The organism is [Bacillus] enclensis (genome assembly GCF_001456935.1).
In the GTDB taxonomy this organism is placed as follows: Bacteria; Bacillota; Bacilli; order Bacillales; family Bacillaceae_B; genus Rossellomorea; species Rossellomorea enclensis.
The window spans coordinates 2,219-27,096 of record NZ_KQ758491.1; the positions used below are offsets into that span (position 1 = coordinate 2,219).

Here is a 24,878-nt window from a genome sequence, read left to right on the forward strand (position 1 = left end):
ATCCAGCTAGCCCAGCCACCCAGAGCCATTAGCTCAGTTGGTAGAGCATCTGACTTTTAATCAGAGGGTCGAAGGTTCGAGTCCTTCATGGCTCATCAAACATTTCTCACATCTTACCCATGGATGTGAGAAATTCTTATATCTAAATCGGGGCCTTAGCTCAGCTGGGAGAGCGCCTGCTTTGCACGCAGGAGGTCAGCGGTTCGATCCCGCTAGGCTCCACCATACATACGACATTGGAACCTCAACTCTTTTATGGAGTTGGGGTTTTTTTATGTGGCATGTCCTTGGCAGCGGGGGAAATGTAGATATTTGGGGTGAAACCATTCATTTGAGAGAGAATTTTTTCTTATTTACAAGGTTGGCGGCATTCTTTGGCGAGTTTTCAGTCAAAATACGACTTGGAATCATCGTTGCTTGCCTCCTCCAATAAAGAATGGTGCCGGTTTGGTCGATAATTTTGCCGATATGTAAATAATTGCGCCTGAATCTGGATTATTGAGCCACTTTCAGGATAATTGCGCCACTTTCCAGATTATTGCGCCACTTTCCAGATTATTGCGCCACTTTCGAAATAATTGCGCCACTTGTCGAAAAATCTCCATGAAAATCTCCATGAACTCGACAGAGGACCAATTGGACATCCTCCAACGCTAGTTCAACTCCAAGCACCAGAGCGACACTCACCACCCTCCTCATATTCTTCCAAAAACCCCGTCCCAAACCCACGCCCAACCGCATATATATACACAATCCTGTCCAGTTGAGTCATCCATCACTATCAAGATACAATAGAGGAAGATTCAGATAATTGGGATAGGAGGAATTTACATGAACAAAAACATATCAATCATCGGAGTACCAATGGATCTGGGACAGATGAGACGCGGGGTCGACATGGGGCCAAGTGCAATCCGTTATGCGGGGGTTGTCGAAAGACTTGAAAATCTGGGGTATGAAATAAAGGATCTCGGCGATATTGAAATTGGCCAGGCTGAGCGTGTACATAATAATCCTGATACAAATTTGAGAAATTTGAAAGCGGTTGCTGAAGCGAGCGGGAAGCTTGCATCCACTGTTGATGGAGTGATTTCAAGCGGTGATTTCCCGTTGATTTTCGGAGGGGATCATAGTATTGCCATCGGTACGCTGGCCGGGGTTTCCAAGCACTATGAGAATCTAGGGGTCATCTGGTATGATGCGCATGGCGATTTGAATACTGGTGATACTTCTCCATCCGGAAATATCCATGGAATGCCGCTCGCTGTGAGTCTGGGCATCGGCCATGAAGACTTGACGAGCATCGGCGGAAACACACCGAAAATAAAGCCTGAAAACATCGTGATCATCGGGGCACGTTCCCTCGATGAAGGTGAAAGGGAGCTTATTAAGGAAAGAGGCATCAAGGTATATACGATGCATGAAGTAGATCGCATGGGTATGGCGAAGGTGATGGAAGATGCGATTATGTACTTGAAAGATAAAACGGACGGGGTACACCTGTCTCTTGACCTTGATGGTTTGGATCCAAGCGATGCACCTGGAGTGGGCACACCGGTTCTTGGCGGCATCAGCTACCGTGAAAGCCACCTGGCCATGGAAATGCTTGAAGAGTCTAAGCTCATTACGTCCGCGGAATTTGTGGAAGTCAACCCGATCCTGGACGAGAAGAATAAGACGGCAACCGTAGCCGTAGCATTAATGGGGTCTTTGTTTGGTGAGAAACTACTCTGATTGAAGGCAGGGGCACCCCTCGTCCGATAGATTAAAACAAAGAAGGCTGAAAACCTCCAAACAGGTTTTCAGCCTTTTTCTATCTTCTTTCAATTTTGTTTGACTAATTGGTATTGATTTAACAGGTTATCCAGTCGTGTGCTTAAATGCACGACTTTTTCATCGGCGTATGATGACTCTTTTGCGAGTTCTACCATTTGGCGACGACAGTCTTCAATTTGGTACAAAAGCTCTTTATTAACCCTTCCACTCATGGTGAGTCCCCCAGTACTAATAAATATTAGTCCTTTTATACCCCTTTTCAATAAAATGTAAACATTTTTAATCAAAAATTTGTTAGGATTATATTATGAAAAAAATGAAACCTTTCTATAGGGTGTAACGTATATAAATATAGCCGCATAGAGCGGAGGTATAACTGAGATGGAAGCATTAGTGAAGAAACGGATAAAACAAGTATTAAAAGGCGACCAAAGTGCTTTTTCAGAATTGGTGGAGCTTTATAAGGATAAAGTGTTTCAGATATGTTTCCGGATGCTCGGGAACCGGCATGAAGCGGAAGATATAGCACAGGAAGCGTTTATCAGGGCTTATGTCAACATTGAAACCTTTAACCAGAAGAGGAAGTTCTCGACATGGCTGTTCCGGATCGCGACGAATCTTTGCATCGACCGGATCAGGAAGAAGAAGCCGGATTATTATTTGGATGCAGAAGTGGCAGGAACGGATGGACTGACAATGTATTCACAGGTTGCAGTCGATGTACAGATGCCTGAGGATGAAGTTGAAAACATGGAACTTCAAGAAACGATACAGAAGGAAATTTCCAAGCTGCCGGAGAAATATCGATCGGTCATCGTGTTAAAATATATCGAAGAATTGCCGCTGCAGGAGATCAGTGAAATACTGGATATGCCTTTGGGTACTGTCAAAACAAGGGTACATAGAGGGCGGGAAGCTCTTCGTAAGCAATTAAAATCTCTATAGAGAGGGTGAGTGGAAATGAAAACTTGTCCTGAAGAAATGATCGACTATATGCACGATTATCTAGACGGTGACATATCAAGTGAAAATGAACAGGAATTAAAGCATCATCTGCAGCAGTGTGGGGAGTGCCAGCATCACTTTCATGAGCTGAAAAAAGCGATTGCATTTGTACAGAGTACTTCACACATCAGTGCACCTGATGATTTTACAAATAAAGTGATGGACAGATTACCGAAGGAAAAGAAAAAGGTTGGTGTGCAGAGGTGGCTTCGCCACCATCCGCTGATGACAGCGGCTGCTTTATTCATCTTCTTTATGACGGGAAGCCTCTTTGCCTCATGGAATGATCAACAGGATTTCTCCTTTACGAAAGATGAGGCGCTGGTCGTACAGGATCACACCGTTGTGGTTCCCGAAGGTAAAGTAGTCAAGGGAGATTTGACGGTCCGTAACGGCGACGTGAGAATAGAAGGAAAAGTCACAGGTGACGTAACCGTCATCAATGGAAATGTTCTCAACAATAATCAATACTTGGCTTCCGCAGGCACGGTGACCGGGGAGATCAAGGAAATCGATGAGGCATTCGAGTGGCTTTGGTACCAGATCAAAAGCGGGGCCAAAGATTTAGTTGAATGGGGAAATTCGCAACTTGACGAAAAGTAAGATATGATGAAAGGGACGAAAAGCTGCATGTTCGTCCCTGATGGGCTGACATGCGGGGAAGTTCCTTGTTTCATGTCAGTTTTTTTGCGGAATACTTTAGGTAAGGTATTTGGTAATTTTTAATTATATAGAGTCATGGGGTTCTTTTCTGTAACGGAGTGGGATTGTGCTATAATATACAGGTTACGAAAAAAGAAGCCACATGGCGGCTTACGCTTTCGATTAAGCTATTGGAGGATGTAATATGCCGTTTATCGATCTATTTTCAGATTACTCTGCCCTGGATTATGTCTCGGATATCGTAGACATTCTTGTGGTATGGTTTGTTATTTATAAATTAATCATGCTGATCAAGGGTACCAAGGCAGTCCAATTATTAAAAGGTATCTTTGTCATTATCATCGTCAGGGGACTCAGCAGCATCTTCGGCCTCGATACATTGGGGTGGATGATGGAGCAGGCGCTCACCTGGGGTTTCCTTGCGATCATCATCATCTTCCAGCCTGAATTGCGCCGGGCCTTGGAACAGCTTGGACGGGGACATTTATTCTCCCGTACCGGCATGCAGGAGGAGGAGGAGCAGGAGCAGATGATCGAGTCCATGACGAAGGCGGTCAGCTATATGGCGAAACGCCGGATCGGAGCCCTTCTTTCCATTGAAAGGGAGACCGGGATGAGTGACTACATAGAAACGGGCATCGCGATCGATGCAAAGATCACGTCTCAACTGCTCATCAATATTTTCATCCCCAACACCCCGCTGCACGATGGTGCGGTGATCATCCAGAAGCGTCAGATCGCTGCTGCAGCGTGTTATCTGCCGCTATCGGAGAGCCCTTTTATTTCAAAGGAGCTCGGAACGAGGCACAGGGCGGCCCTTGGGGTGAGTGAAGTGACGGACAGTATTACCATTGTCGTGTCTGAAGAAACGGGGGCAATCTCCATCACGAAGAATGGAGAACTGCATCGCGACCTGTCAATCGAGCGATTCAAGGAAATGCTGACAGTGGAATTGATAGGCGATAAGACGAGTGCTTCCTCATCAAAATGGAGTTGGAGGGGGAAGAAAGAAAATGGATAAATTCATGGAATCGAAATGGTTTATGCGAGTGGTTGGATTGCTTCTGGCTTTCATCCTCTATTTATCAGTGAACTTTGATGACATCCAGAAAACCGCATCCAACAGTGGAGGCGGAAATCCTCAGACGTCTTTTGATACTATCCAGGATATTCCTCTGGAAGTGTTTTATGATTCAGAGAACCTTGTCGTCTCGGGGCTGCCCGAAACCGTCAATTTGACGGTTGACGGCCCGAAGTCGATCGTACAGCCGACGAAGACATTAAAGGATTTTCAAGTATATGTCGATTTGAATGACGTCGGGATCGGGGAGCATCAGGTCCCTGTCGAGATCGATAATATCTCAGACAAATTAGATGTGAAGATCAATCCTGAATTTGTAACCGTCACCGTGGAGGAGAAAGTGACCGAAGAGTTCGGGGTGGAACCTGAGTTCAATTCTGGAGTCCTTTCAAACGGATTCGAAGCGGAAGGCTTATCGGTCAATCCTAAGACGGTCAAGGTTACTGGCGCTAAGAGTCAGATTGATCAGATCGCCTATGTAAAGGCAACCCTTGATATAGAGGGTGAAATAAGTGAGAATGTCACAAAAGAAGCGAAAGTTCAGGTCCTTGACCGTGAATATAACAAATTGAATGTCCAATTCGAACCGGAAGTGGTGGATGTCACCGTCTCGGTGGTGAATCCGAGCAAGGAAGTCCCGGTTACCGTTAAGGAAAAAGGTTCTTTACCTGAAGGCGTCACCCTTGAGTCCATATCGGTTGAACCCGAAACGGCCGACGTTTTCGGAAGGCAGGATGTGTTGGACACGATCAAAGAGCTTACAGCTGAAGTCGATCTAAGTAAGATCAAAAAAGATACGACCCTCACTGTACCGTTATCGTTGAAGGATGGCTTAAATAAAGTTGCGCCTGAAGAAGTGAAGGTGAATGTGGATGTAACCACCAGCACCGAGAAAGAACTATCGGGTCTCGAACTGTCGCCTGAGGGCCTCGGAGAAGAGTACGAAGTGACGATCCTGGAGCCTGAGGGCGGAGCGGTCGATGCCACCTTAACGGGAGAGAACGGGGCAGTCGAGAAAATAACAAAGGAAGATTTCAACCTGGCACTTGATTTGACGGGTCTTGAACCGGGCGAGCATGAAGTCGAAATTGATGCGAAGGGTCCTGAAAATATAGATTGGACGTTATCTCAAGATACAGTGAAAATACAGATTAAAGAAAAGAACACTTCAGCATAAGAGCTGTGAAAAGGAGAGAATTTCAATGGGTAAGTATTTTGGAACAGATGGTGTACGAGGTGTAGCGAATGCGGAATTGACACCGGAATTGGCATTTAGACTTGGCCGATTCGGCGGTTATGTCCTCACAAAGGACGCGACACGTCCAAAAATCCTGATCGGAAGAGATACCCGAATTTCCGGGCATATGCTTGAAGGGGCACTGGTTGCCGGCCTGCTCTCGATCGGAGCGGAAGTGATGCGTCTCGGCGTCATCTCGACTCCGGGAGTATCCTATTTGACGAAAGCCCTGGGTGCCCAAGCTGGAGTGATGATTTCTGCGTCTCATAATCCAGTCGCGGATAATGGAATTAAATTCTTCGGCCCCGACGGTTTTAAATTATCGGATGAGCAGGAGCTGGAAATAGAAGAGCTGCTGGATCAAACGGAAGACAGCCTTCCGCGCCCTACTGGTGCAGACCTTGGCCAGGTAAGCGATTATTTCGAAGGCGGACAGAAGTACCTTCAGTATTTGAAGCAGACTGTAGACGAAGATTTCGATGGATTACATATCGCGCTGGACTGCGCGCACGGTGCGACTTCTTCCTTGGCGACCCACTTGTTTGCTGATCTTGATGCGGATATATCCACTATGGGCGCGTCCCCGGATGGATTGAATATCAATGAAGGCGTCGGATCGACCCATCCGGAAGCACTTGCTGAAATGGTGAAGGAAAAAGGTGCTGATGTCGGACTCGCATTTGACGGAGACGGGGATCGCATCATCGCTGTGGACGAACACGGAACGATTGTGGACGGAGATCAAATCATGTATATCTGCGGTAAGTACCTGAAGTCTGAAGGCAGATTGAAACAATCGACCGTTGTCTCCACGGTCATGAGTAATCTTGGCTTCCATAAAGGGCTTGAAGAGCACGGAATCCAAAGTCTCCAGACTGCTGTCGGTGACCGCTATGTCGTAGAAGAAATGAAGACAAACGGATATAATCTTGGCGGAGAGCAGTCGGGACATATCATCTTCCTTGATTACAACACGACCGGCGATGGTCTTTTAACAGGTATTCAGCTGGTGAATATCATGAAGGTGACCGGTAAATCATTGTCCGAGCTTGCAGGGGAAATGAAGAAGTTCCCTCAGAAGCTTGTGAATGTGCGTGTAACGGACAAGCATCACGTAACTGACAATGAAAAGGTGAAAAGCGTCATTGAAAAAGTGGAAGAGGAAATGAACGGAAACGGCCGTATCCTCGTGCGCCCATCGGGGACAGAACCGCTCGTCCGCGTGATGGCTGAAGCACCGACTGAAGAATTGTGTGTACAATACGTCGATGAGATCGCACATGTGGTAAAAGAAGAAATGGGTTTAAACGAATAAACCGTTTTTATGCACAAGGGGTACATCTTTTACTCCTTGTGCATATTTAATAATGTGAGATTTTTTAAATCATGTGTTTATCATTACTTTGTTTCGGGAAGTTAACAAAGTGGTAACAACTCTATCCGGCGTTCATATTTTTATTGACGCAAGAGTTCCTGCTGGTGTATGATGATTTTGTTTTTGATTTTCAAATAATTTGGAAACAGTGCAATTGATTCAGATAAGGAAAGGTGGATTGTTCATAAATAACGATTAATAAAGCGCCAGGACTAAACGGAAGAGAGCCGTTTAGTTGACGAGGTGGAGGTTCAATCGAGTGTTCGGCGGATGCCTCCCGGTTCGTAAAGTCGCGGAGCCGTAAGATTCTTTCTTAAAACATCGAGGCAACTTGATGCACAAAGGGAAGATAAGCAGTGACTTACTAAAAAACTATGACAATTGAGATAAGGGGGCAGGCTGTCCCCAAAAGATATCTTGCCCCCTTTTCATTCAGGGAGGATATTTAATTATGTGTGGTATCGTAGGATATATCGGAAATTCGGATACAAAGGAAATTTTATTAAAAGGTCTTGAGAAGCTTGAGTACCGCGGTTATGATTCTGCAGGCATCGCCGTTCAGAATGCTGAAGGGATTCACGTCTTCAAAGAAAAAGGCCGCATCGCAGATCTTCGCGGAATCGTTGATGAGAACGTAGCAAGCAACACAGGGATCGGACACACACGCTGGGCGACACATGGTGTACCAAGCCAGGTGAATGCTCACCCTCATCAAAGTACTTCAGGCCGTTTTACAATCGTTCATAACGGTGTAATCGAGAACTACTCACAGCTGAAGCGTCAATATCTTACGGATGTTGAGTTCAAAAGTGAAACGGATACAGAAGTCATCGTTCAACTGATCGAGAAGCTTGTAGAAGAAGGAAATGCTGTAGATGAAGCGTTCCGTCAGACATTGATGCTGCTTAAAGGATCTTATGCAATCGCGTTATTGGATGCTGAAAACGATGAAACAATCTTTGTCGGCAAAAACAAGAGCCCGCTGCTTGTAGGTCTTGGTGAAGGCTTCAACGTTGTAGCAAGTGATGCAATGGCAATGATCCAGGTAACAGATCAATTCGTTGAACTGATGGATAAAGAAATGGTCATCGTGACAAAAGAGAAGGTTGAAATCCAAAACCTGATCGGGGAAGTAATGGAACGTGCTCCTTACACTGCTGAAATTGATGCAAGTGACATCGAAAAAGGAACATACCCTCATTACATGCTGAAAGAAATCGATGAGCAGCCATTGGTGATGCGTAAAATCATCCAGGCATACCAAAATGAGAACAACGAGCTTCACATCGATGAGCCGGTTGTGGGTGCAATGAAAGAAGCGGACCGCATCTACATCATCGCTGCCGGAACAAGCTACCACGCTGGACTTGTAGGAAAGCAGTTCATCGAGAAGAGTGCAGGTATCCCTGTTGAAGTTCATGTTGCAAGTGAGTTCAACTACAATATGCCGCTTCTATCCGAGAAGCCATTATTCATCTTTATTTCTCAAAGCGGTGAAACGGCTGACAGCCGTGCCGTTCTTGTTCAAATCAAAGAGATGGGCCACAAAGCGCTTACGATTACAAACGTAGCAGGATCTACTCTATCCCGTGAAGCGGATTACACACTTCTTCTTCACGCAGGACCTGAGATCGCAGTTGCTTCTACCAAAGCGTATACAGCTCAACTTGCTGTATTGGCAATCCTGGCTCACGTAACAGGCCAGTCTTGCGGTACTGTTCAGGACTTCGATTTGATCCAGGAGCTTGGAATCGTAGCGACTGCTATGGAAGCTCTTTGCGATACGAAGGAAGAATTCGAAGAAATCGCCCGCGAATATCTGTCAACAACACGCAACTGCTTCTTCATCGGCCGTTCCCTTGACTTCTATGTAGGTCTTGAGGGATCACTGAAGCTAAAAGAAATCTCTTACATCCAGGCAGAAGGATTTGCCGGAGGAGAGCTTAAGCATGGTACGATCGCCCTGATCGAAGAAGGCACACCGGTTGTCGCTCTTGCAACGCAGGAAGCTGTAAACCTAAGCATCCGTGGAAATGTGAAAGAGGTAGTGGCTCGTGGAGCGAACCCTTGCATCATTTCCATGAAAGGCTTAGAAGACGAAGAAGACCGCTTCGTCATCCCAGAGGTTAACCCAATGTTAACACCTCTTATCTCTGTCATTCCGTTACAATTGATTTCTTACTACGCTGCCCTGCACCGCGACTGCGATGTAGATAAGCCGCGTAACCTGGCTAAGTCGGTTACGGTTGAGTAAGGAAATATAGATGAAACCCATTACCGCTTTTTTTAGGCGGTAATGGGTTTTTAATTTGGAGACATTCTTCCTCGACCTTCAATGATAAGCATATTGCTTTACCGTATACACGAAAACCCGTATAATCGAAAAAATAACATAAAGGAATCGTTCCTTATGTTGCACCAACACTAAAAGTAACCTGCTGACCGAGTCAGTCCAGGTTACTTTTTTATTGAGAAGGGTACGATAGTAGAAATCGAGCATTGAGGGCAGAGGGTTGATGAGATGATGAAGCATTTACATAGACAACATGTATGGCTGGGGAGGTTTTTGGCATCCGACCCGGGAAGGAAGAGGTTTCAGCAGGCCGGGAAGGCGACGATCAGTTTGATTTCCGCTGTGTTCACGACGCTTTTTCTTCTTAATATGTGGGATTATCCGACAATCACCCCGGCCATCGTTGCAGGTTTGGTCGGCATGCTCGGTGTCATGATCGTGATGGATGACACCGAGGCGAAGAAGAAAGTGACGACGATATTAATCGGGGTATCGGTCACTTTAGGGATCACAATCGGTTCCCTGCTCGCACATTACAGCCTTCTTGTGAATGGTTTGATGGTGCTGGTGATCTTTTCAGCCTTTTACTTTTCAAGGTTTGCGATCCGCTATTTTTCAATGGGGATGGCCGGGTTCATGGCCATCTATATGTCGTTCATCCTTCAATTGGATGCCGCTCATCTAATGTGGTTTTATATAGGGATCGTCATCGGGGCGGTCTATGCATTTGTATACAGCTTTGTCCTCTTCAGGGGATCCGTGCACGTTCTGAGAAGGAGCATGCGTTCCTTTCATATCCAATCGAATCTCACCTTTACGATTCTCATCAAAATGATAGAAGATCCGGAGACTAGCGGGAAGAGAAGGAAGGTTCTCTATCGGAATGTGAACCGCTTAAATGACTATGCACGGATCGTATCTTCGGAAATCAATGATGAGGATTTGAAGAAACTATGGCCAGGTATTGAATCGTCCCAGCTGCGGCTATATGTGTTCGATACGGAGATGCTTGTCCAGACGCTCACGGATTCGCTCCGGCAGCTGAAGGAACTCGACGCATTGGAATCGATTGAAGTGAGGCGCCTGTTGATCTGGGTCATCCGCTCATTGAGGGATGCAGAGGTGCTCGCCCATAATTATGAGCCTCACAATCTGGAGGAAGCGGAAAAAGCGATTCAAGGACTCAGACTGCTTTTGACGGAGCTCCTTAATCAGGAGGATAAACCTAAAGGGGTGTACCTTCTAAGGAGAATCGAATCCATCGCCAATCACGTGCTGGAGGCGGCACTGACGATACAGGAATCGTTGAAAGAACCACGCGCCGAAATGGAAGCTGCTGAAAAAGCAGCTGAGGAAAAAGAGGAAGAAAAAGAAGAAGAACCCGATAAAGACCGGTCACTAAAGCCGCAGACGAGAAAAGGGATTCAGGCGCTGGTCGCCGGGACCCTGGCGATCATCGTCGGCGAAATCATCTCCCCGACCCAGCCGTATTGGGTGCTCCTGACTACGTTTATCATCCAGATCGGTACCGAATCGGTGGGCAGGACATATATGAAAGGATTCCAGCGTTCGGTCGGTACGGTGATCGGTGCGATCATCGGCTTCGGTGCTGCGAGGCTTGTGTCCGGGCAATCCGAACTTGAGGTCTTCCTTTTATTCCTGGTCTTATTTCTGGCTCTTTATTTATTTTCCGTTTCCTATACAATGATGAGTTTATTTATAACGATGCTCATCGCCCTGATGTATGACTTGCTGCTGGGCGGGATCAGCGTTCAACTCATGGGGGCAAGGGTGCTTGATACGATTGCCGGAGCTGTTATCGCCCTCAGTGTATCGGCTTTTGTACTGCCGAAGAAAACCAGGGATAAGGTCGGAGATTCGCTTGATGAGTTCTTTAATGAGCTGGAAAGCTATGTTTCTTCCTATTTAAAGAGCTTTATGAAAACCGAAAGCACGCCCCTTGCCGATCAGGCATTCGACCTTGATCAAAAGCTGCAGGCTGTGAGGGACGAAGCGGCATCGATCCTACAGAGACCGGGGGCGCTGACGAGGTCGGGTATCGGAAGATGGATCACGGTGACGACTGCCATCAATTATTATGCAAAACATCTTTTGGCCTCATCGAACCGAAAAGCGGATCCGAAGGTGACGGAGCACCTGCATGCCATCCTTGATGAAACGGAAAGCAAGCTGATTGGTAACATAGAAACACTGCGCGCACTGTTGAAAGGGACTGAGAGCAAAGGACGGCTCATGAGTCTGAACGGAGAACGTGCTGCAATTGAAAAGCTTGCCCCGAGCAGGCTTCAATCACAATTCGATATTATCCACCATCTCTATTATGTCTGGCGTATCAACCAGTCGATCCTTGCCATCGGAAAGGATGTCGGGGCAGAGGTGATTGAAACAAAAGGAGAAAACGGCTGAGGCTGCTTTCTCCTTTTTACTTCAAGGATTAGTTTACATCGGCTTATCGAAGGGTACAAACTACCATCTGTAAAAAATGTGAGGTGGCAGTTGTGTCAGACAAAAGAAGTTACTTATTTACGAAAGAAGATATGGTCGATCCAGAGGTTGTGCCTCAGTGGGTGATAGAGGAATACAAGAAGTTTCATGAAGTGGTCACGGACAAGACATTCCCATGTTATTTCGGGATGACAGGCGAGAAAAAAGGGGAGCTGCGATACTCCTACATCAGCCATGATGACTGGGAGCATCTCCCCGATACCCTTGAGGAATTCAATTCTCTATTTGATATCCCGGAAGGTGAGCGGCTCATACGCCACGGTTTTTTCCTATTTGTCGAACCTGAGAAAGAAGAGAAGGATATCCCTTATTACAGGGATTATTTCTGGAATATCCTTCAGTTCCTACATGATAAGGATGAGAAACCATGGCCTGAGGATTATCCAGATGACCCCGATCACCATCTATGGGCCTTTTCATTTGCTGAAGAGCCGTATTTCGTTTTCGGCAATACCCCTGCTTATAAGCAAAGGAAAACACGTGACCTCGGTAACAGCCTTGTATTGGGGTTTCAGCCGAGACGAATATTTGAAGGGCTTGAAGGCACCTCCAGGGGAGGAATCATGTCCCGCGAGAAAGTAAGGGAGCGAGTGGAGAAATGGGATGGACTGCCGAAGCATCCGAATATCAGCCACTATGGAGATCCCGAGCACCGAGAATGGAAGCAGTATTTTATCGGTGATGATATAAAACCTATCGAGGGCAAATGTCCGTTTCATCATAAAGCGTAAAAAAGTGTCAGGCAGCGATGCCTGACACTTCTTGTGGGGTTCCCTAATAAATATCCACACTGCCACTGGAGACAGAAGCTTTTACTTCATACTTTCCGTTTCCTGCCGTGCCGGACAGGTCGCCACCCTCTTTGGATTTATTCTTTAATGGAAAGCTTGTGGAAATATCGCCGCTGCTTGCATGCCCATCGAGTTCAAAGTCAGCATCTTCAGGGAGATCCAGGTTTACGTCGCCTGAACTGACATCAAATTCAATATCTCCCGTCAACTTCTTCATCATGATAGAGAGTTCACCGGAAGAAACGTCGCCTTTAAGCGGCCCTTCATAATGTAATAGTTCAACATCTCCTGAACTGAGATCCACCATTCCGTCTTCCGTTTTTAAATGATCGGCAGTAAAGTCACCCGAAGACCCATTATGCCTGAATCGTTTTGTTTCCAGATTTGCAAGCTCAATGTCGCCTGAACCCATTTTTACCGTTAGTTCATCCAGCTTCATTGGAGCGGATTCAGTACCTCCTGTAAAATCGACTTCCCCGGAACCCAGCTCAATGGTCATGCTGCGGTCATAATCTTTTGGGATATAGACGTTGATATCCGACTTGCGATTGAAGGATATCCATTGATACCATTTATGTTTAACCTTGACCTCGATTGCATTTCCCTTTTCTTTCAGGGAGAGCTTTCCTTTCCCGTCGATTTCGACTTTCACCTCATTTGCATCTGTTGGAATGATTTCCGTTTGCCCGCTTTCCAGCATCAGATCAAGTGAATCAATATCACTTGTGACTTCAATTGAATCTCCGGATTTGTTTTCTTTGGCAAACAACGATGTCTGATCATTTAAGATGGTGTAAAGTGCCCCTAACGCCAATAGTGCAATGATAACAGCAAAGATGTTTTTCATCTAGATCCCCTCACTTTGGTTTGATTTTCCAATTTATATTATCATTTTAAGCGAAGAATCCCTTTCCAACAATGACGCTGCAGGATTATTTTTCACTCGGACTTAAGGCGTATTGGATAGCGAGCAATGCTTAGCGAAAAGAGAAAAAGATATTTTTCTTGGGTTATTCTGATTTATAATCAAAATGAATCTGTCATTACCAGAGGAGAGGATCATTCATGTCCGTTACAGTTGGAAGAGCTACTGAAGAAGAAATTACCGAGATTTATGAACTGGCAGGGGTTAACCGAGAAGAGGCAACAGGAATTCCTTTTGAAAATCATAAGGAAGAAATGATAAAGGCTTATGAGCACTCCAAAAAATTTGGTGCTTATTTTCTTGCTGCCAGAATAGAGGGACAGTTGGCAGGCTGGGTCCAGGTAGATAAAAGCACCGATTGGATAAGTGGAAAAGAAATCGGATGGATCAATGATGTGTACGTAAAAAAATCATTTCGCTGCAAAGGCCTGGCTTCATCCTTATTGAGACAGGCAGTAGAAGAGCTGAAAGAGATGAACTATGATGAAGTCCGTTTAAATGTCTACAGCAGCAATGAGCAAGCGATAAAGCTGTACGAAAAAATGGGGTTCCGAGATTTAAATAAATTTATGAAGCTTGATTTGTGAAAATAATTCGGGAAAAAGTTTTAAGCGAAGAAAAATCCGAACAATCATTTGATATTCTTTTAAGGAGAATTCGAATGAGTTCGGATTTTTTAGTATATGGGTCTTTCAGTTAACGATTACTTGGCGATGAACATCTGGGTCCAGTACATACCCTGACTGTCATCCTTGGCAATTCCGACACCGATATGAGTCAGCTGTCCGTTCAGGATGTTTTTCCTGTGGCCGGGACTGTTCATCCAGGCGTTTACAACTGATTCGGGAGTCTTTTGACCAACTGCAATATTTTCTGCTGCAGATGAATATTGGACCCCGAAATTCTGCATCATTTCAAATGGAGATCCGTAAGTCGGAGAGGTATGTGAAAAATAGTCCTTATCTTTCATATCCTCTGATTTCATTTCAGCCACGTTAGAAAGTTCTCCATCTGTCTTAAGTTCGCCAAGTCCGTTCTTTTTGCGTTCCTGGTTCGTTAAGTCGATTACCTGTTTCACAAATCCGCTTGCCTCTGAAGGCTGAGCTTCTTGAGTTTTCTGTTGAGTCTGGCCGGCCGGCGGTTCTGGTTGTGCTTTGTTTGGTTCCTGAGCATTTTCTCCGCCCTGCTGGGTGAAATCTTCACCCGGATCTAAGTGGGTGAACTCTCGTAACTGTCCATTAGGGTCAATGGGGGCCATGAAGCGGTGAAGAGCATTTTGATTACCTTCGTTTACATTATTTCCGTTCATATCAGCCATTCTGTCCTGATTTAAATCGGTACGAGGTCTGTCTGCATTTTCAAAGTTCACAGGGTCATAGCGTACGTTTTGAGTATCGGTGAGGTTGTCATCCCCGTTATTCGTATTGCATGCCGTTAACAGCATAAGGGGAATCATTGTGCATATGCTTAACCATTTAAAATGTTTTTTCAAGTCATTTTCCTCCAGTTGTTTTTACTGCATTTTCCCGTCCGGTGCCGGTCGAGACAGTTCTTAATATTTGCACCCGGGATGAGGGGTATGCCGTGAAATATGTGGGAAATGGGGAGGAAAAGACGTTCTGAGATTGTATGGAATTCCCGGAGTGGTGCCTGGCTCAAAATGGGGAATTTGAGCCAGGCACAAAACATATGATTTGAGCCAGGAACAAAACACATGATTTGAGCCAGGCATCAATTATCAACTGGATCCCGGCGCCGATGTATCTGGTACATTAGATCACTTTGTACCAGGTACGAAGCGTTGGTAGTTATCAGGTACAAGGTATCAAGGTTGTGCCAGGGACAAAACGGCCGATTTGTGCCAGGGACAAAATGCCTCGTTTGTGCCTGGCACCACGCATTGGCAGGACATTTGATACTTATAAAAAGGGGATTGCCAACCACCAATCGAATACATAAACAACCATGTTAAATAAGGAGGGTTCATCATGACGGACAGAAAAAGGCTTCGGGACCTCGGTGTGGAAATCGGTTCTTTTCCATGCGGACCGGATAACAGTATCACGGATATTGGCGGGGTGAAGGTGGGGCATCAAACGCTTCATTATGAGAAAGATGGGAGGGTGGTCCGGACAGGAGTGACAGCTATATTGCCCCATGGAGGGAATCTATTCAGGGAAAAAGTCTTTGCAGCGAGCCATGTGATCAACGGGTTTGGTAAAACCGCGGGCACGATCCAAATCGAAGAGCTGGGACTGCTGGAGAGTCCGATCATGCTGACGAATACACTTTCAGTCGGTGATGTCATGAAGGGGACCGTAGAGTTTTTGATGGAGCGGTGTCCAGAGATTGGAGACACGACAGGGACGGTGAATGTATTTGTCGGTGAGTGCAATGATGGATACCTGAATGATATCCGGGGGCTTCATGTGACTGCGGACGATGCATGCAAGGCGATTAGAAATGCCCGTTCAGGATTGGTGGAGGAAGGATGTGTCGGGGCGGGGACCGGGATGCTTTGTCTTGGGTATAAGGGAGGCGCCGGGACAAGCTCGAGGCGATGCACCGTTGGAGCGGATGAATATACTGTAGGAGCATTAGTAGTGGCTAATTTCGGCAGGCGGCGGGATCTTTCCCTCTATACCGGCCTCCCGAAGGAAGAACAGGAGGTCCCTGACGGATCGATTATGATCATCCTCGCGACAGACGCCCCAATGAATGATAGACAGCTCAAGCGGCTGGCCAAGCGGGCTTCATTCGGCCTGTCCAGAACCGGATCGTATGCTGCGCACGGGAGCGGTGATATTGTCCTCGCCTTCTCCACTGCCCATAAGGTCCCGCATCAACCGGACGAGTCCAATACAACCACTTATCCGTTCATCAAAGAAGACGGAGAGCTCATTTCTACCCTGTTCGAAATGGCTGTTGAGTGTGTCGAAGAAGCGATTTGGAATGCCCTGGCCAAGGCAGAAACAACCACCGGAAGGAATGGCCGGCTTGTGGAAGCCATTCCGCCGGAGCTGCTTGCCGGTTTAAGGAAATAAGGAAAAGGGAAATGGTATCCTGCCTTTAAAATGACTTTTTCCCAGGGAAAAGAGGAAAGATAAGATGAAGGTTGAAGAATGAAAGGAAGTGAAACGATGAATTACACACCGCTGCCTCTCTCTTTTTACGAGCAGCCGACGCTGGAACTGGCGCAGGGCTTATTAGGATGTGTGCTCGTGAAGGAAACCGAAGAAGGAATCGCTTCGGGTTATATCGTGGAAACAGAAGCGTATCTCGGTCCGGAAGACAGGGCCGCCCACAGCTTTGGCAACCGCCGGACAAAACGGACGGAAATCATGTTCCATGAAGCCGGCCGGGTTTATACATATTTGATGCATACCCATTGCCTTGTGAATGTTGTCGCTGCAGAAATCGGGGTGCCGAATGCCATCCTGATAAGGGCAGTGGAACCGCTGGAGGGACTCGACTTAATGAAAGAGAGAAGGAAGGGCCATCCGATGAAAAACTGGACGAGCGGCCCGGGTAAATTGACGAAAGCATTAGGAATCACGATGGGGGATTATGGAAGGTTCTATACTGAACCCCCGCTTATCATAACAGAAGGATATAATCCGCCTGAGATTGCCGCCGGTAAAAGAATTGGAATCGATAACTCCGGGGAAGCAAAAGATTATCCGTGGCGCTTCTGGGTGAAGGGAAATCCTTATGTCTCCAGATGAACAACCAGATTCTAAATTTTCAAATAAATAATAGAAAAATAATCCCAATGTACTAGTTTTATGGTATATTTTACTTAATAAGACCTTATTCTACATAAAATGATACATTTCGCATTGGGAGCTGTGAACCTGACTGATAGATGGGCGCTTGCATTCAGGGGAGCTAGTGGCGCAACCGACCACATACGAAGGAATTTACGTTCTTTCATGTGGTCTTTTTTTATGCCGTGCAAACGTCCAAAAACTCTTAACAAAGAAAGTACAGGGGATTTATGAATATTTTTACGATTTTTCAAAATGACTATATCTATCATGATTATCAGCCGTTATTCATGATGGGGCATACCCCGTCGGTTTATGGATATGAGGCGCTGATGAGGAATACCCATAAGGAAAATCCTGAAACGCTTTTCCAGACAGCGATGAGGGCGAACATCTTATATAAGCTGGATACCTTGTCAATCACAAAGGCAATCGAGGGTTTTCTCTGCCATCAAAATGGAAGCGGGAAGCTATTCGTGAATGTCTATGTGACAACACTTTTACATCCAAGCTTCCACACTTACTTCGATCATCTTATGGTAAGATACCCCGGAGCACGCGGCCGGTTGATCCTGGAATTGAATGAATCGACTCCGGACGAACTTTGGCAGAACCCTTTATTGGAGAGAACGTTGAAAAGCCTTAAACGATACGATGTTTTATATGCTATTGATGATTTCGGACAAGGGACGGCCTCGATAAAGAAGTCCATCGAATTTGAACCCGATATCATTAAGCTTGATCGGTATTTTGCCAAAGAGCTTGCCCGGAGTAAAAGGAAACAGAGATTCATCTCTTTCTTTCAACAATTTTACGGAAATGATGCAATCATTATTTTGGAAGGAATTGAACAGGAAGAAGATATGCTGGCAGCCATGGAACTTGGCATCACCATCGGACAGGGATATTTTCTCGGGAAGCCGAGTCAGCTGCTTGCATAATAATAAAAAGGCAGAAATAGGAGTTGTCGGGGAACGGAAACTTCATATGAAATGAGATTGTTTTAATTGAAATAAAATTGAAAAAATTTACATCTTCCTTTAAACTGAAGAAAAAAGAAAAAAGGGGATCCCGATGAGATACTTGAAGTTTCCGCTTAAATTTGTATTTTATTATTTTCTTGGCTTCATCGGCATCATAGCCATCAGCGTTGCTCCTCAATCCATGAGAGAAAGGGGACTCTACAACTTTATCGGCTATTCCGAAGAAGCGGTTAAGTTCTTCTTTGCATTTTGGAATAAAGAAAATTGGAGCTATACCTATAAAGGCTATACGGAACATTTTATGGATATGCTGTGGGAACCGTATCTTTATTCGCTGCAGGTATTGGGAGGGGCTTTGGCAATCGGCTTGGGCTTTGCATTTATTTTGACTGTCTTTACGGTTTTTCTTCCCCGTTGGCTGTCATCGCCGATTAAGAAGCTGCTGAATTTGCTTGAAACGGTTCCTGACCTCATGTTTGCCTTCCTGCTTCAGCTGTTCATTGTCTTCATATTTAAGAAATTCGGCTTCGAGCTCATGCAGTTCACGGAACTTGGGGATGAAAAAATCTATCTCGCACCGATGATCACCCTCTCCATCATCCCGATGATCTCGTTCTTTCGAATCCTGCTCCTGATCACAGAAGAAGAACTCCTGAAACCACATATAGAATTTGCGCAAAGTAAAGGGATGTCCAAAGGGAGAATCCTGCTGTCCCATGTCTTTAAGAATATTTCACCCAGCCTGTTTTACCATGGGAAAATCATTATTTGGGGCATGCTCTCAAGCTTGTTTGTCATTGAAACGATTTTCAATATGAGAGGAATCACTTATTATATCGTCCAGGATTTCAGGCCGATGGTGATTGCCATTTCTCTTCTCCTGATCTTCACACCATTCTTTGTCGTTTATCAAGGAGTATATCTGTGGGTGAACACTTCAGGCAGTGAAGATGATACCAAATATAAGAAAGATAAAGCCAAGTGGACGGAATGGAAGGTCTGGGGGTGGCTCAATTCACTCAGAAAATTGTGGTGGCAACATATGCACAACCCTAAGTTTGCTTTAGGATGCAGTGCATTGTTCATCATGATGATTTACAGCTTCCTTTATCCTTTATTAAAGGAGAATCCAATCCATTACATCAAATATATGAAAAATGATGAAGGGCGGATCGTTTCCGGTCCTCCGCATGAACCGTCGAACCAAATGATACTGGGATCGGATATTTACGGCTACAGCATTATGGATCAATTGATTGTCGGGGCAAAATATACGCTGCTGTTTGCTTTGATTGTAGCAGTCCTAAGGGTCGTAGGCGGGTTTTACTTAGGGATATTCTATCATTTTCATTTAAAGGAGAGCAGGAAGAACTGGCTTGACCGATTGGTTGATTCCATTCACTTTCTTCCCCTCAGCCTGATTGCTTATCTGCTATTAAGACCCGTTTTGTGGGGACTGCCTGTCCTCGGATGGGATAACTCGATGTTCGAGCGGCTTGTATTTGAGGCCATGGTCCTTACAATCCTTGTGCTGCCGTTGACCACGATATTGATCGGGAATGAATTGAAATTGATAGGGAAAAAGGATTTTGTGCTTTCCGCAAAACTATTGGGAGGGGACAATAAGCATTTGCTCTGGACACATTTATTCCCTCACCTTGCACCAAGATTGTTCATTATCTTCGGCCAGCAGTTCATCCAGACTTTATTGATCCTCGTTCACTTGGGACTCTTCCACCTTTTTCTCGGGGGAACGATCATCTCGGGCGGCGACATGCCTGATCCTCCGAAGTCAGGTACATTTGAATGGTCAGGGTTGATAAGCTCTGCAAGGTATTCACTGATGACAGGGAAATACTGGATTGTCCTTGCCCCGCTTGCAGCTTTCATGATCGCTATCATCGCGATGCAGCTAATCGTCCAGGGAGTGAAGGAAATCCAGCAGAAAAAAGTGGGTGTGCTTGTGAACAACACACCGATCAAAAGCAAAAAGAAGCGTATGAAAAAGAAAGAGTACCATCCGGTCATGGATGATTTCAAATTGACGAATCATCAGAATTTTAAAGGGTAAAAGGAGTTGTGAAAAATGAGCGCTAAGAGTCCGAAGCTTCCTTTGACGGATGAAGAAAGAAGTTCCTTGCGCCGTGAAAAAATAAGATTGAAGGAAATCAACACATTTTCCCCGGCAGAACTGGGAGAAAGACTTGGAATCCCGCTTGAAAGAGCCCGGTATCTGGTCGGGATGTCTATTTTCCAGCAGGTTCCTTCCATCGGTCCGAACATGGCCCATAACGTCGTCGAAGATTTGCAGTTTTATACATTTGAAGAGATCAAGGATGAAAAAGGGGAAGACCTCATTATCGCACTCGAGAAAAAATACGGAGTGTGGATGGATCCCTGTGTAGAAGATTCCTTACGTTGTGTCGTCCACCATGCCCGGCATCCTGAAAGTGAGAAGAATTGGTGGGACTTCACGGCCGAAAGAAAAGCATACAGGGCTGAACACGGCTATCCCACCGACCGGCCGACAAAGGCTTGGGACGCGGTGAAGAGATAAAATAAAGCAGATATGAACATGTCTTATAAGGCATGTTTTTTCTATGGGTCAATTTGCAGACGGCCTAACCTGACTTACCGACTAAATAATCTAAAAATTTAAAAAATAACTAGTTCTTTTCATCTGTTTTTACTCGAATCTGCTGACAAGCTGTTATACATGTGTTAAAACATATAAAACCATAAAAAGAAATTAATGGTAAAAAAGTCAGGGAGGCTGTTTAAGTGAAAGGAAAACTTCTATTAAAATCAGTTTTTATTGGAGCATTAGGTCTTGCAATGATGACACCAGGTGCAATCGCCCATGACGTATTAGATGACATTTCCATAGAAAAAGGCGAGGGTGCAGGATCAGAAGCCGTGATCCCGCAGCTTGAAGGCAGCAAGAATCTCAGCGGATGGCATGAAGTAGCAGCGGTTCAATTGGAAGAGAAAGATGGGGTTCAAAACAATACGGCTGATGTCTATGCACATAACGGCTTTGCCTACGTTGGCACTCATACTAAGAATGGAGGCAACGGGGGCGTTCGTGTATTTGATCTCAAAGATCCGTCCAACCCCGAGGAAGTAGCGGTTTTTGCCGATGAAATTCCAGGTACATGGACAGAGAAGGTCATCGTGAAGAAGGTAAATACGAAAGATTTTAATGGAGACTTGGCAGCAGTCAGTGTTCAACAGCTTGATCGCAGCAACCCTGACTCTGTAGGAGGCGTCCTTCTTTATGATGTTACGGACCCCAAACATCCTGAAAAGCTTGGATTCTGGGCGGTGGATAAGAGAGCACCGGGGACCCATGAATTATATCTGGCCAAGCAGGGAGACCGTGCTTTTGTCCTGGCGGCAAGTAACTATGCCGACTATTATACACACGGGGAGAAGAAGGATTTCTCTTTGATTGATGTGAGCGATCCATCTAACCCTGAAACCATCTATGAATTTGATCCCCGTCAGCTTGAAGAGGTTCCAGCTGACTTTAACGGCTATCACTGGGAAGCTCCGGATGGAAAGACTCGTCCGGTCTTCAATCACAGCGTTATGACAGATGAAAATGCAAAGACTGCTTTCTTATCCTATTGGGATCTCGGAACAATCATGCTGGACATCAGTGATCCGGATCACCCTGAATACCTGGGACGAACGGAATATGCCTCGGATCAGCAGGGATCTGCACATTCAGCGCAGGTTGCCAAGGGAGGAACGGTCCTGATTGAAACGAGAGAAGTATACGCTCCAAAACGTGAGGGTTACGAAGAGTCCTATGGATACACGAGGATCTTTGATATCAAGGACAAAACAAATCCTAAGCTCTTAAGCAATTTCAAGACAGATCTTGTTGATAATGTAGAAGACGGGGTAACATTCGCAAATACTGTCCATGACCCGAAAGTTGTCGGGAATACCCTTTATTTATCCCACTATGCAGGCGGCGTAAGAGCGGTGGACATTACCGACCCGGCAAAACCATCAGAGATTGGGCGCTACGTTCCAGAAAACTCGTTTATCTGGGGTGTGTTCGCCGACCGGAACTATATTCTTGCCTCAGATATGGGGTCAGGCTTGAAAGTGCTTCAAAAAAGTAATAAACCTGAGTGATAAATAGTAGTTGATGGCTTCACGATATAGTATCGTGGAGCTTTTTTAGTAAGGGAATTACGATTTAATATGAAAGAAGTCAAAAGTTTTTGTGATTTAAAATGTCTCCTATATAATCAATTCATATAAGAAAGGAGAGGATAGGATGGATTATGCAATCGTAACGGGTGCCACCAGGGGACTGGGGGAGTCAATCGCAAAGCTCTTCATTGAAAAAGGGATTTCACTCATCAATATTTCAAGATCGGATAATGAGGCACTAAAATCGATGTGTGAAGGAGAAGGAGTCTCTTATGAGTTCGTGCCATGCGATCTTTCCAATCCCGATGAAACCGGGAAGGCAGCGAAGAAGGCAGGAGAAAAAGTATTGGAAGCCAACGCCGAACGAGTCTTTTTGATTCAAAATGCCGGAGTGGTGACACCTATCAATCCATCGGGGCAGGTGGAGAATGCCGAGCTTGAGACAAGTGTGAACGTCAATCTGCTGTCCCCCATGATTGTTACAAATGAAATGCTGAAAGCCTTGCAAGGAACTGATAGAAGCAAGCTGATCATGGTCAATGTGAGTTCCGGGGCGGGGAGCAGGCCAGTCTATGGGTGGAGTACCTATTGTTCCACGAAGGCCGGCATCAATATGCTGACCGAAACCGTCAGTCTTGAGCTTTCGAAAATGGGCAGCCGCCACAAAGTGATTGCGTTCAGTCCGGGAGTGATGGACACGGATATGCAGGGCACCATCCGTTCTTCTTCTGAAGAAGCTTTCGCAGATGTAGAAAACTTCAAGCGATACAAGGAGCAGGGGATGCTGAGAGGTGCGGATACAGTAGCTGGCGCCCTTGTGGATCTTGTAACGGAAACAGATGTGGAGTCCGGCAAATTGTATCACGTGAATGACTTGTTATAAAAAGAAAAAGAGACAAATCCTTAATCGGTTTTGTCTCTTTTTATGTTATGAGCGTGCGGTGCTTGCCTTTGGTGCTTTTGCCCGCGTGAACTTCGGCAGGGCAAAGCGGATCGCGGCCAATCCGCATACTGCTGTCAGGATCGGATAGAAAGCATATGGAATGATGCTCAGTGGTGAAATACCTGCTGTTTCTGCGACGAGCAGCGCCTGGGCTCCATAAGGGATCAGGCCTTGCACGGAGCAGGAGAAGATATCGAGAATACTTGCCGATTTACGTGCGTCGACACCGTAATTATCACCGATTTCTTTCGCAAGCGGACCCGCAATGATGATAGAGATTGTATTATTCGCCGTGCAAAGATTCGTTGAGCTTACAAGTCCTGCAGTTGCAAGCTGGGCTCCTTTTGGCGAGCGGATCTTGCGTGTTGCAAGATAAAGCAGCGCCTGAATGCCGCCATTATACCGGATCAGTTCTACAACGCCTCCGATCAGGACGGAAAGAATGACGATCTCTGCCATACCTGTCATTCCGTCAGCGACGCTTCCAAAATAGCTCGAAAGGGTAAAGCTTCCATCGGCTAACCCGATGATACCTGAAAGAACGATGCCTCCGAATAACACCACGAACACATTTAGTCCTGCCAATGCCCCAATGATGACACCGAGATAAGGGAGGATCTTCACCCAGTCATACGTCCCTGCCTCAACCGCAGACTGATTGCCTGCCGTGATAAAGAACAAGATGACCATCGTCAGGATGGCAGCAGGCAGGACGATGAAGAAATTCACTTTGAACTTATCTTTCATTTCTGTTTTCTGCGTGCGCACTGCCGCGATTGTTGTATCGGAAATGAAGGAGAGGTTATCACCGAACATCGCACCCCCGATGACTGTTGCCATGGCAATAGGCATGCTGATGTCAGTGCCGTTGCTGATTCCGACACCGATCGGCGCAAGCGCTGCGATCGTACCCATTGAGGTCCCCATGGATAATGAAACAAATGCTGCTATGATGAACAAACCAACGATAATCAAGTTTTCCGGAAGTACAGATAAAGCCAGGTTCACCGTTGAATCAACGGCACCCATTTTTTCAGCTACTCCGGAGAATGCCCCTGCTAACAGGAAAATGAACACCATGATCATGATATCTGGGTGTCCCGCCCCTTTAGCGAAGCGTTCCACTTTTGCATTCAGTGACTCTTTACGGTTCATAAGCAGTGCCGCTACGGCTGCGATAATAATGGAAACGAGTACCGGGAATGCGTAGAAATCACCTGAAATGATTCCCGCACCGAGAAACAGTGCAACAAATATGACTAATGGCAGTAACGCCAGAAGATTTCCTTTTTCGTTAAACATTTGAACAACTCCTTTGGCATATGGTGTTGGAAAATAAAAAA

Annotated in this window: 21 protein-coding genes, 2 tRNA genes and 1 riboswitch; of the genes, 19 read left to right on the forward strand and 4 right to left on the reverse strand. The window is 45.7% G+C overall.

Annotated elements, in window-relative coordinates:
* Nucleotides 1–22 precede the first annotated feature (22 nt).
* From AS034_RS20255 to rocF, 3 genes are all read left to right on the forward strand, one after another.
* Nucleotides 23–95 (forward strand) — tRNA-Lys (locus tag AS034_RS20255).
* 54 nt (nucleotides 96–149) lie between these two features.
* Nucleotides 150–225, forward strand: a tRNA-Ala gene (locus AS034_RS20260).
* A 606-nt stretch (nucleotides 226–831) separates the two neighbouring features.
* Complete coding sequence (rocF, locus tag AS034_RS20270) at nucleotides 832–1,734, forward strand: arginase (protein ID WP_032085314.1); 903 nt, start codon at nucleotides 832–834, stop codon at nucleotides 1,732–1,734.
* 89 nt (nucleotides 1,735–1,823) lie between these two features.
* On the opposite strand, the gene AS034_RS22540 is transcribed toward rocF, so the two are convergent.
* Nucleotides 1,824–1,988, reverse strand: coding sequence for an aspartyl-phosphate phosphatase Spo0E family protein (locus tag AS034_RS22540; protein WP_071617040.1), 165 nt, complete (start codon nucleotides 1,986–1,988; stop codon nucleotides 1,824–1,826).
* Between the two features lie 169 nt (nucleotides 1,989–2,157).
* Here AS034_RS22540 and sigW point away from each other — a divergent pair, with 169 nt between their 5' ends.
* The 8 genes from sigW to AS034_RS20310 all read left to right on the forward strand — a co-directional run bounded on the left by sigW (nucleotide 2,158) and on the right by AS034_RS20310 (nucleotide 12,687).
* The gene (gene sigW, locus AS034_RS20275; RefSeq protein WP_058299961.1) at nucleotides 2,158–2,721 is read left to right on the forward strand and encodes an RNA polymerase sigma factor SigW; all 564 of its coding nucleotides are present in this window, start codon (nucleotides 2,158–2,160) and stop codon (nucleotides 2,719–2,721) included.
* Between the two features lie 15 nt (nucleotides 2,722–2,736).
* Nucleotides 2,737–3,384, forward strand: a complete 648-nt coding sequence (locus tag AS034_RS20280; RefSeq protein WP_058299962.1) for an anti-sigma factor family protein — start codon at nucleotides 2,737–2,739, stop codon at nucleotides 3,382–3,384.
* A 244-nt stretch (nucleotides 3,385–3,628) separates the two neighbouring features.
* On the forward strand, nucleotides 3,629–4,465 hold the full coding sequence (gene cdaA, locus AS034_RS20285; RefSeq protein WP_032085317.1) for a diadenylate cyclase CdaA: 837 nt from the start codon (nucleotides 3,629–3,631) through the stop codon (nucleotides 4,463–4,465).
* Nucleotides 4,458–5,702 (forward strand): CdaR family protein, encoded by a 1,245-nt coding sequence (locus AS034_RS20290; RefSeq protein ID WP_032085318.1) that lies wholly within the window; start codon nucleotides 4,458–4,460, stop codon nucleotides 5,700–5,702. Before cdaA ends, AS034_RS20290 begins: the two co-directional genes overlap by 8 nt.
* A 25-nt stretch (nucleotides 5,703–5,727) precedes the next feature.
* Nucleotides 5,728–7,077 carry a phosphoglucosamine mutase gene (glmM, locus tag AS034_RS20295; protein WP_032085319.1) on the forward strand — a complete coding sequence of 450 codons (1,350 nt, stop codon included), beginning with the start codon at nucleotides 5,728–5,730 and terminating at the stop codon, nucleotides 7,075–7,077.
* 511 nt (nucleotides 7,078–7,588) lie between these two features.
* Nucleotides 7,589–9,391: a glutamine--fructose-6-phosphate transaminase (isomerizing) gene (glmS, locus tag AS034_RS20300; RefSeq protein WP_032085320.1), complete on the forward strand. Its 1,803-nt coding sequence runs from the start codon at nucleotides 7,589–7,591 to the stop codon at nucleotides 9,389–9,391.
* Between the two features lie 267 nt (nucleotides 9,392–9,658).
* The gene (locus AS034_RS20305; protein WP_244888212.1) at nucleotides 9,659–11,857 is read left to right on the forward strand and encodes an FUSC family protein; all 2,199 of its coding nucleotides are present in this window, start codon (nucleotides 9,659–9,661) and stop codon (nucleotides 11,855–11,857) included.
* Between the two features lie 131 nt (nucleotides 11,858–11,988).
* Entirely contained in the window at nucleotides 11,989–12,687 is a 699-nt protein-coding gene (locus AS034_RS20310) for a YqcI/YcgG family protein (RefSeq protein WP_058300008.1), read from the forward strand.
* Nucleotides 12,688–12,730: 43 nt separating this feature from the next.
* Here the strand turns inward: AS034_RS20310 and liaG are convergent, their stop codons facing one another.
* Entirely contained in the window at nucleotides 12,731–13,594 is an 864-nt protein-coding gene (liaG, locus tag AS034_RS20315) for a LiaG family protein (RefSeq protein WP_032085322.1), read from the reverse strand.
* 218 nt (nucleotides 13,595–13,812) lie between these two features.
* Here liaG and AS034_RS20320 point away from each other — a divergent pair, with 218 nt between their 5' ends.
* Nucleotides 13,813–14,259: a GNAT family N-acetyltransferase gene (locus AS034_RS20320; protein ID WP_058299963.1), complete on the forward strand. Its 447-nt coding sequence runs from the start codon at nucleotides 13,813–13,815 to the stop codon at nucleotides 14,257–14,259.
* 116 nt (nucleotides 14,260–14,375) lie between these two features.
* Here the strand turns inward: AS034_RS20320 and AS034_RS20325 are convergent, their stop codons facing one another.
* Nucleotides 14,376–15,164: a CAP domain-containing protein gene (locus AS034_RS20325; RefSeq protein WP_052011216.1), complete on the reverse strand. Its 789-nt coding sequence runs from the start codon at nucleotides 15,162–15,164 to the stop codon at nucleotides 14,376–14,378.
* Between the two features lie 496 nt (nucleotides 15,165–15,660).
* Here AS034_RS20325 and AS034_RS20330 point away from each other — a divergent pair, with 496 nt between their 5' ends.
* From AS034_RS20330 to AS034_RS20360, 7 genes are all read left to right on the forward strand, one after another.
* Nucleotides 15,661–16,716, forward strand: a complete 1,056-nt coding sequence (locus AS034_RS20330; protein WP_058299964.1) for a DmpA family aminopeptidase — start codon at nucleotides 15,661–15,663, stop codon at nucleotides 16,714–16,716.
* A gap of 78 nt (nucleotides 16,717–16,794) precedes the next feature.
* Nucleotides 16,795–17,397: a DNA-3-methyladenine glycosylase gene (locus tag AS034_RS20335; RefSeq protein WP_058299965.1), complete on the forward strand. Its 603-nt coding sequence runs from the start codon at nucleotides 16,795–16,797 to the stop codon at nucleotides 17,395–17,397.
* Nucleotides 17,398–17,505: 108 nt separating this feature from the next.
* Nucleotides 17,506–17,587: riboswitch (cyclic di-GMP riboswitch) on the forward strand.
* An 82-nt stretch (nucleotides 17,588–17,669) separates the two neighbouring features.
* The gene (locus tag AS034_RS20340) at nucleotides 17,670–18,380 is read left to right on the forward strand and encodes an EAL domain-containing protein (RefSeq protein WP_058299966.1); all 711 of its coding nucleotides are present in this window, start codon (nucleotides 17,670–17,672) and stop codon (nucleotides 18,378–18,380) included.
* A gap of 133 nt (nucleotides 18,381–18,513) precedes the next feature.
* A complete protein-coding gene (locus tag AS034_RS20345; RefSeq protein ID WP_058299967.1) occupies nucleotides 18,514–20,493 on the forward strand; it encodes an ABC transporter permease subunit in 1,980 nt (659 codons plus the stop codon).
* Between the two features lie 15 nt (nucleotides 20,494–20,508).
* Nucleotides 20,509–20,979 (forward strand): helix-hairpin-helix domain-containing protein, encoded by a 471-nt coding sequence (locus tag AS034_RS20350; RefSeq protein WP_058299968.1) that lies wholly within the window; start codon nucleotides 20,509–20,511, stop codon nucleotides 20,977–20,979.
* A gap of 224 nt (nucleotides 20,980–21,203) precedes the next feature.
* Nucleotides 21,204–22,571: an LVIVD repeat-containing protein gene (locus AS034_RS20355; protein ID WP_058299969.1), complete on the forward strand. Its 1,368-nt coding sequence runs from the start codon at nucleotides 21,204–21,206 to the stop codon at nucleotides 22,569–22,571.
* 145 nt (nucleotides 22,572–22,716) lie between these two features.
* A complete protein-coding gene (locus tag AS034_RS20360) occupies nucleotides 22,717–23,475 on the forward strand; it encodes a (S)-benzoin forming benzil reductase (RefSeq protein WP_058299970.1) in 759 nt (252 codons plus the stop codon).
* Between the two features lie 45 nt (nucleotides 23,476–23,520).
* Here AS034_RS20360 and AS034_RS20365 read toward each other — a convergent pair whose 3' ends face one another.
* Nucleotides 23,521–24,837 (reverse strand): Na+/H+ antiporter NhaC family protein, encoded by a 1,317-nt coding sequence (locus tag AS034_RS20365; protein WP_058299971.1) that lies wholly within the window; start codon nucleotides 24,835–24,837, stop codon nucleotides 23,521–23,523.
* Nucleotides 24,838–24,878 lie beyond the last annotated feature (41 nt).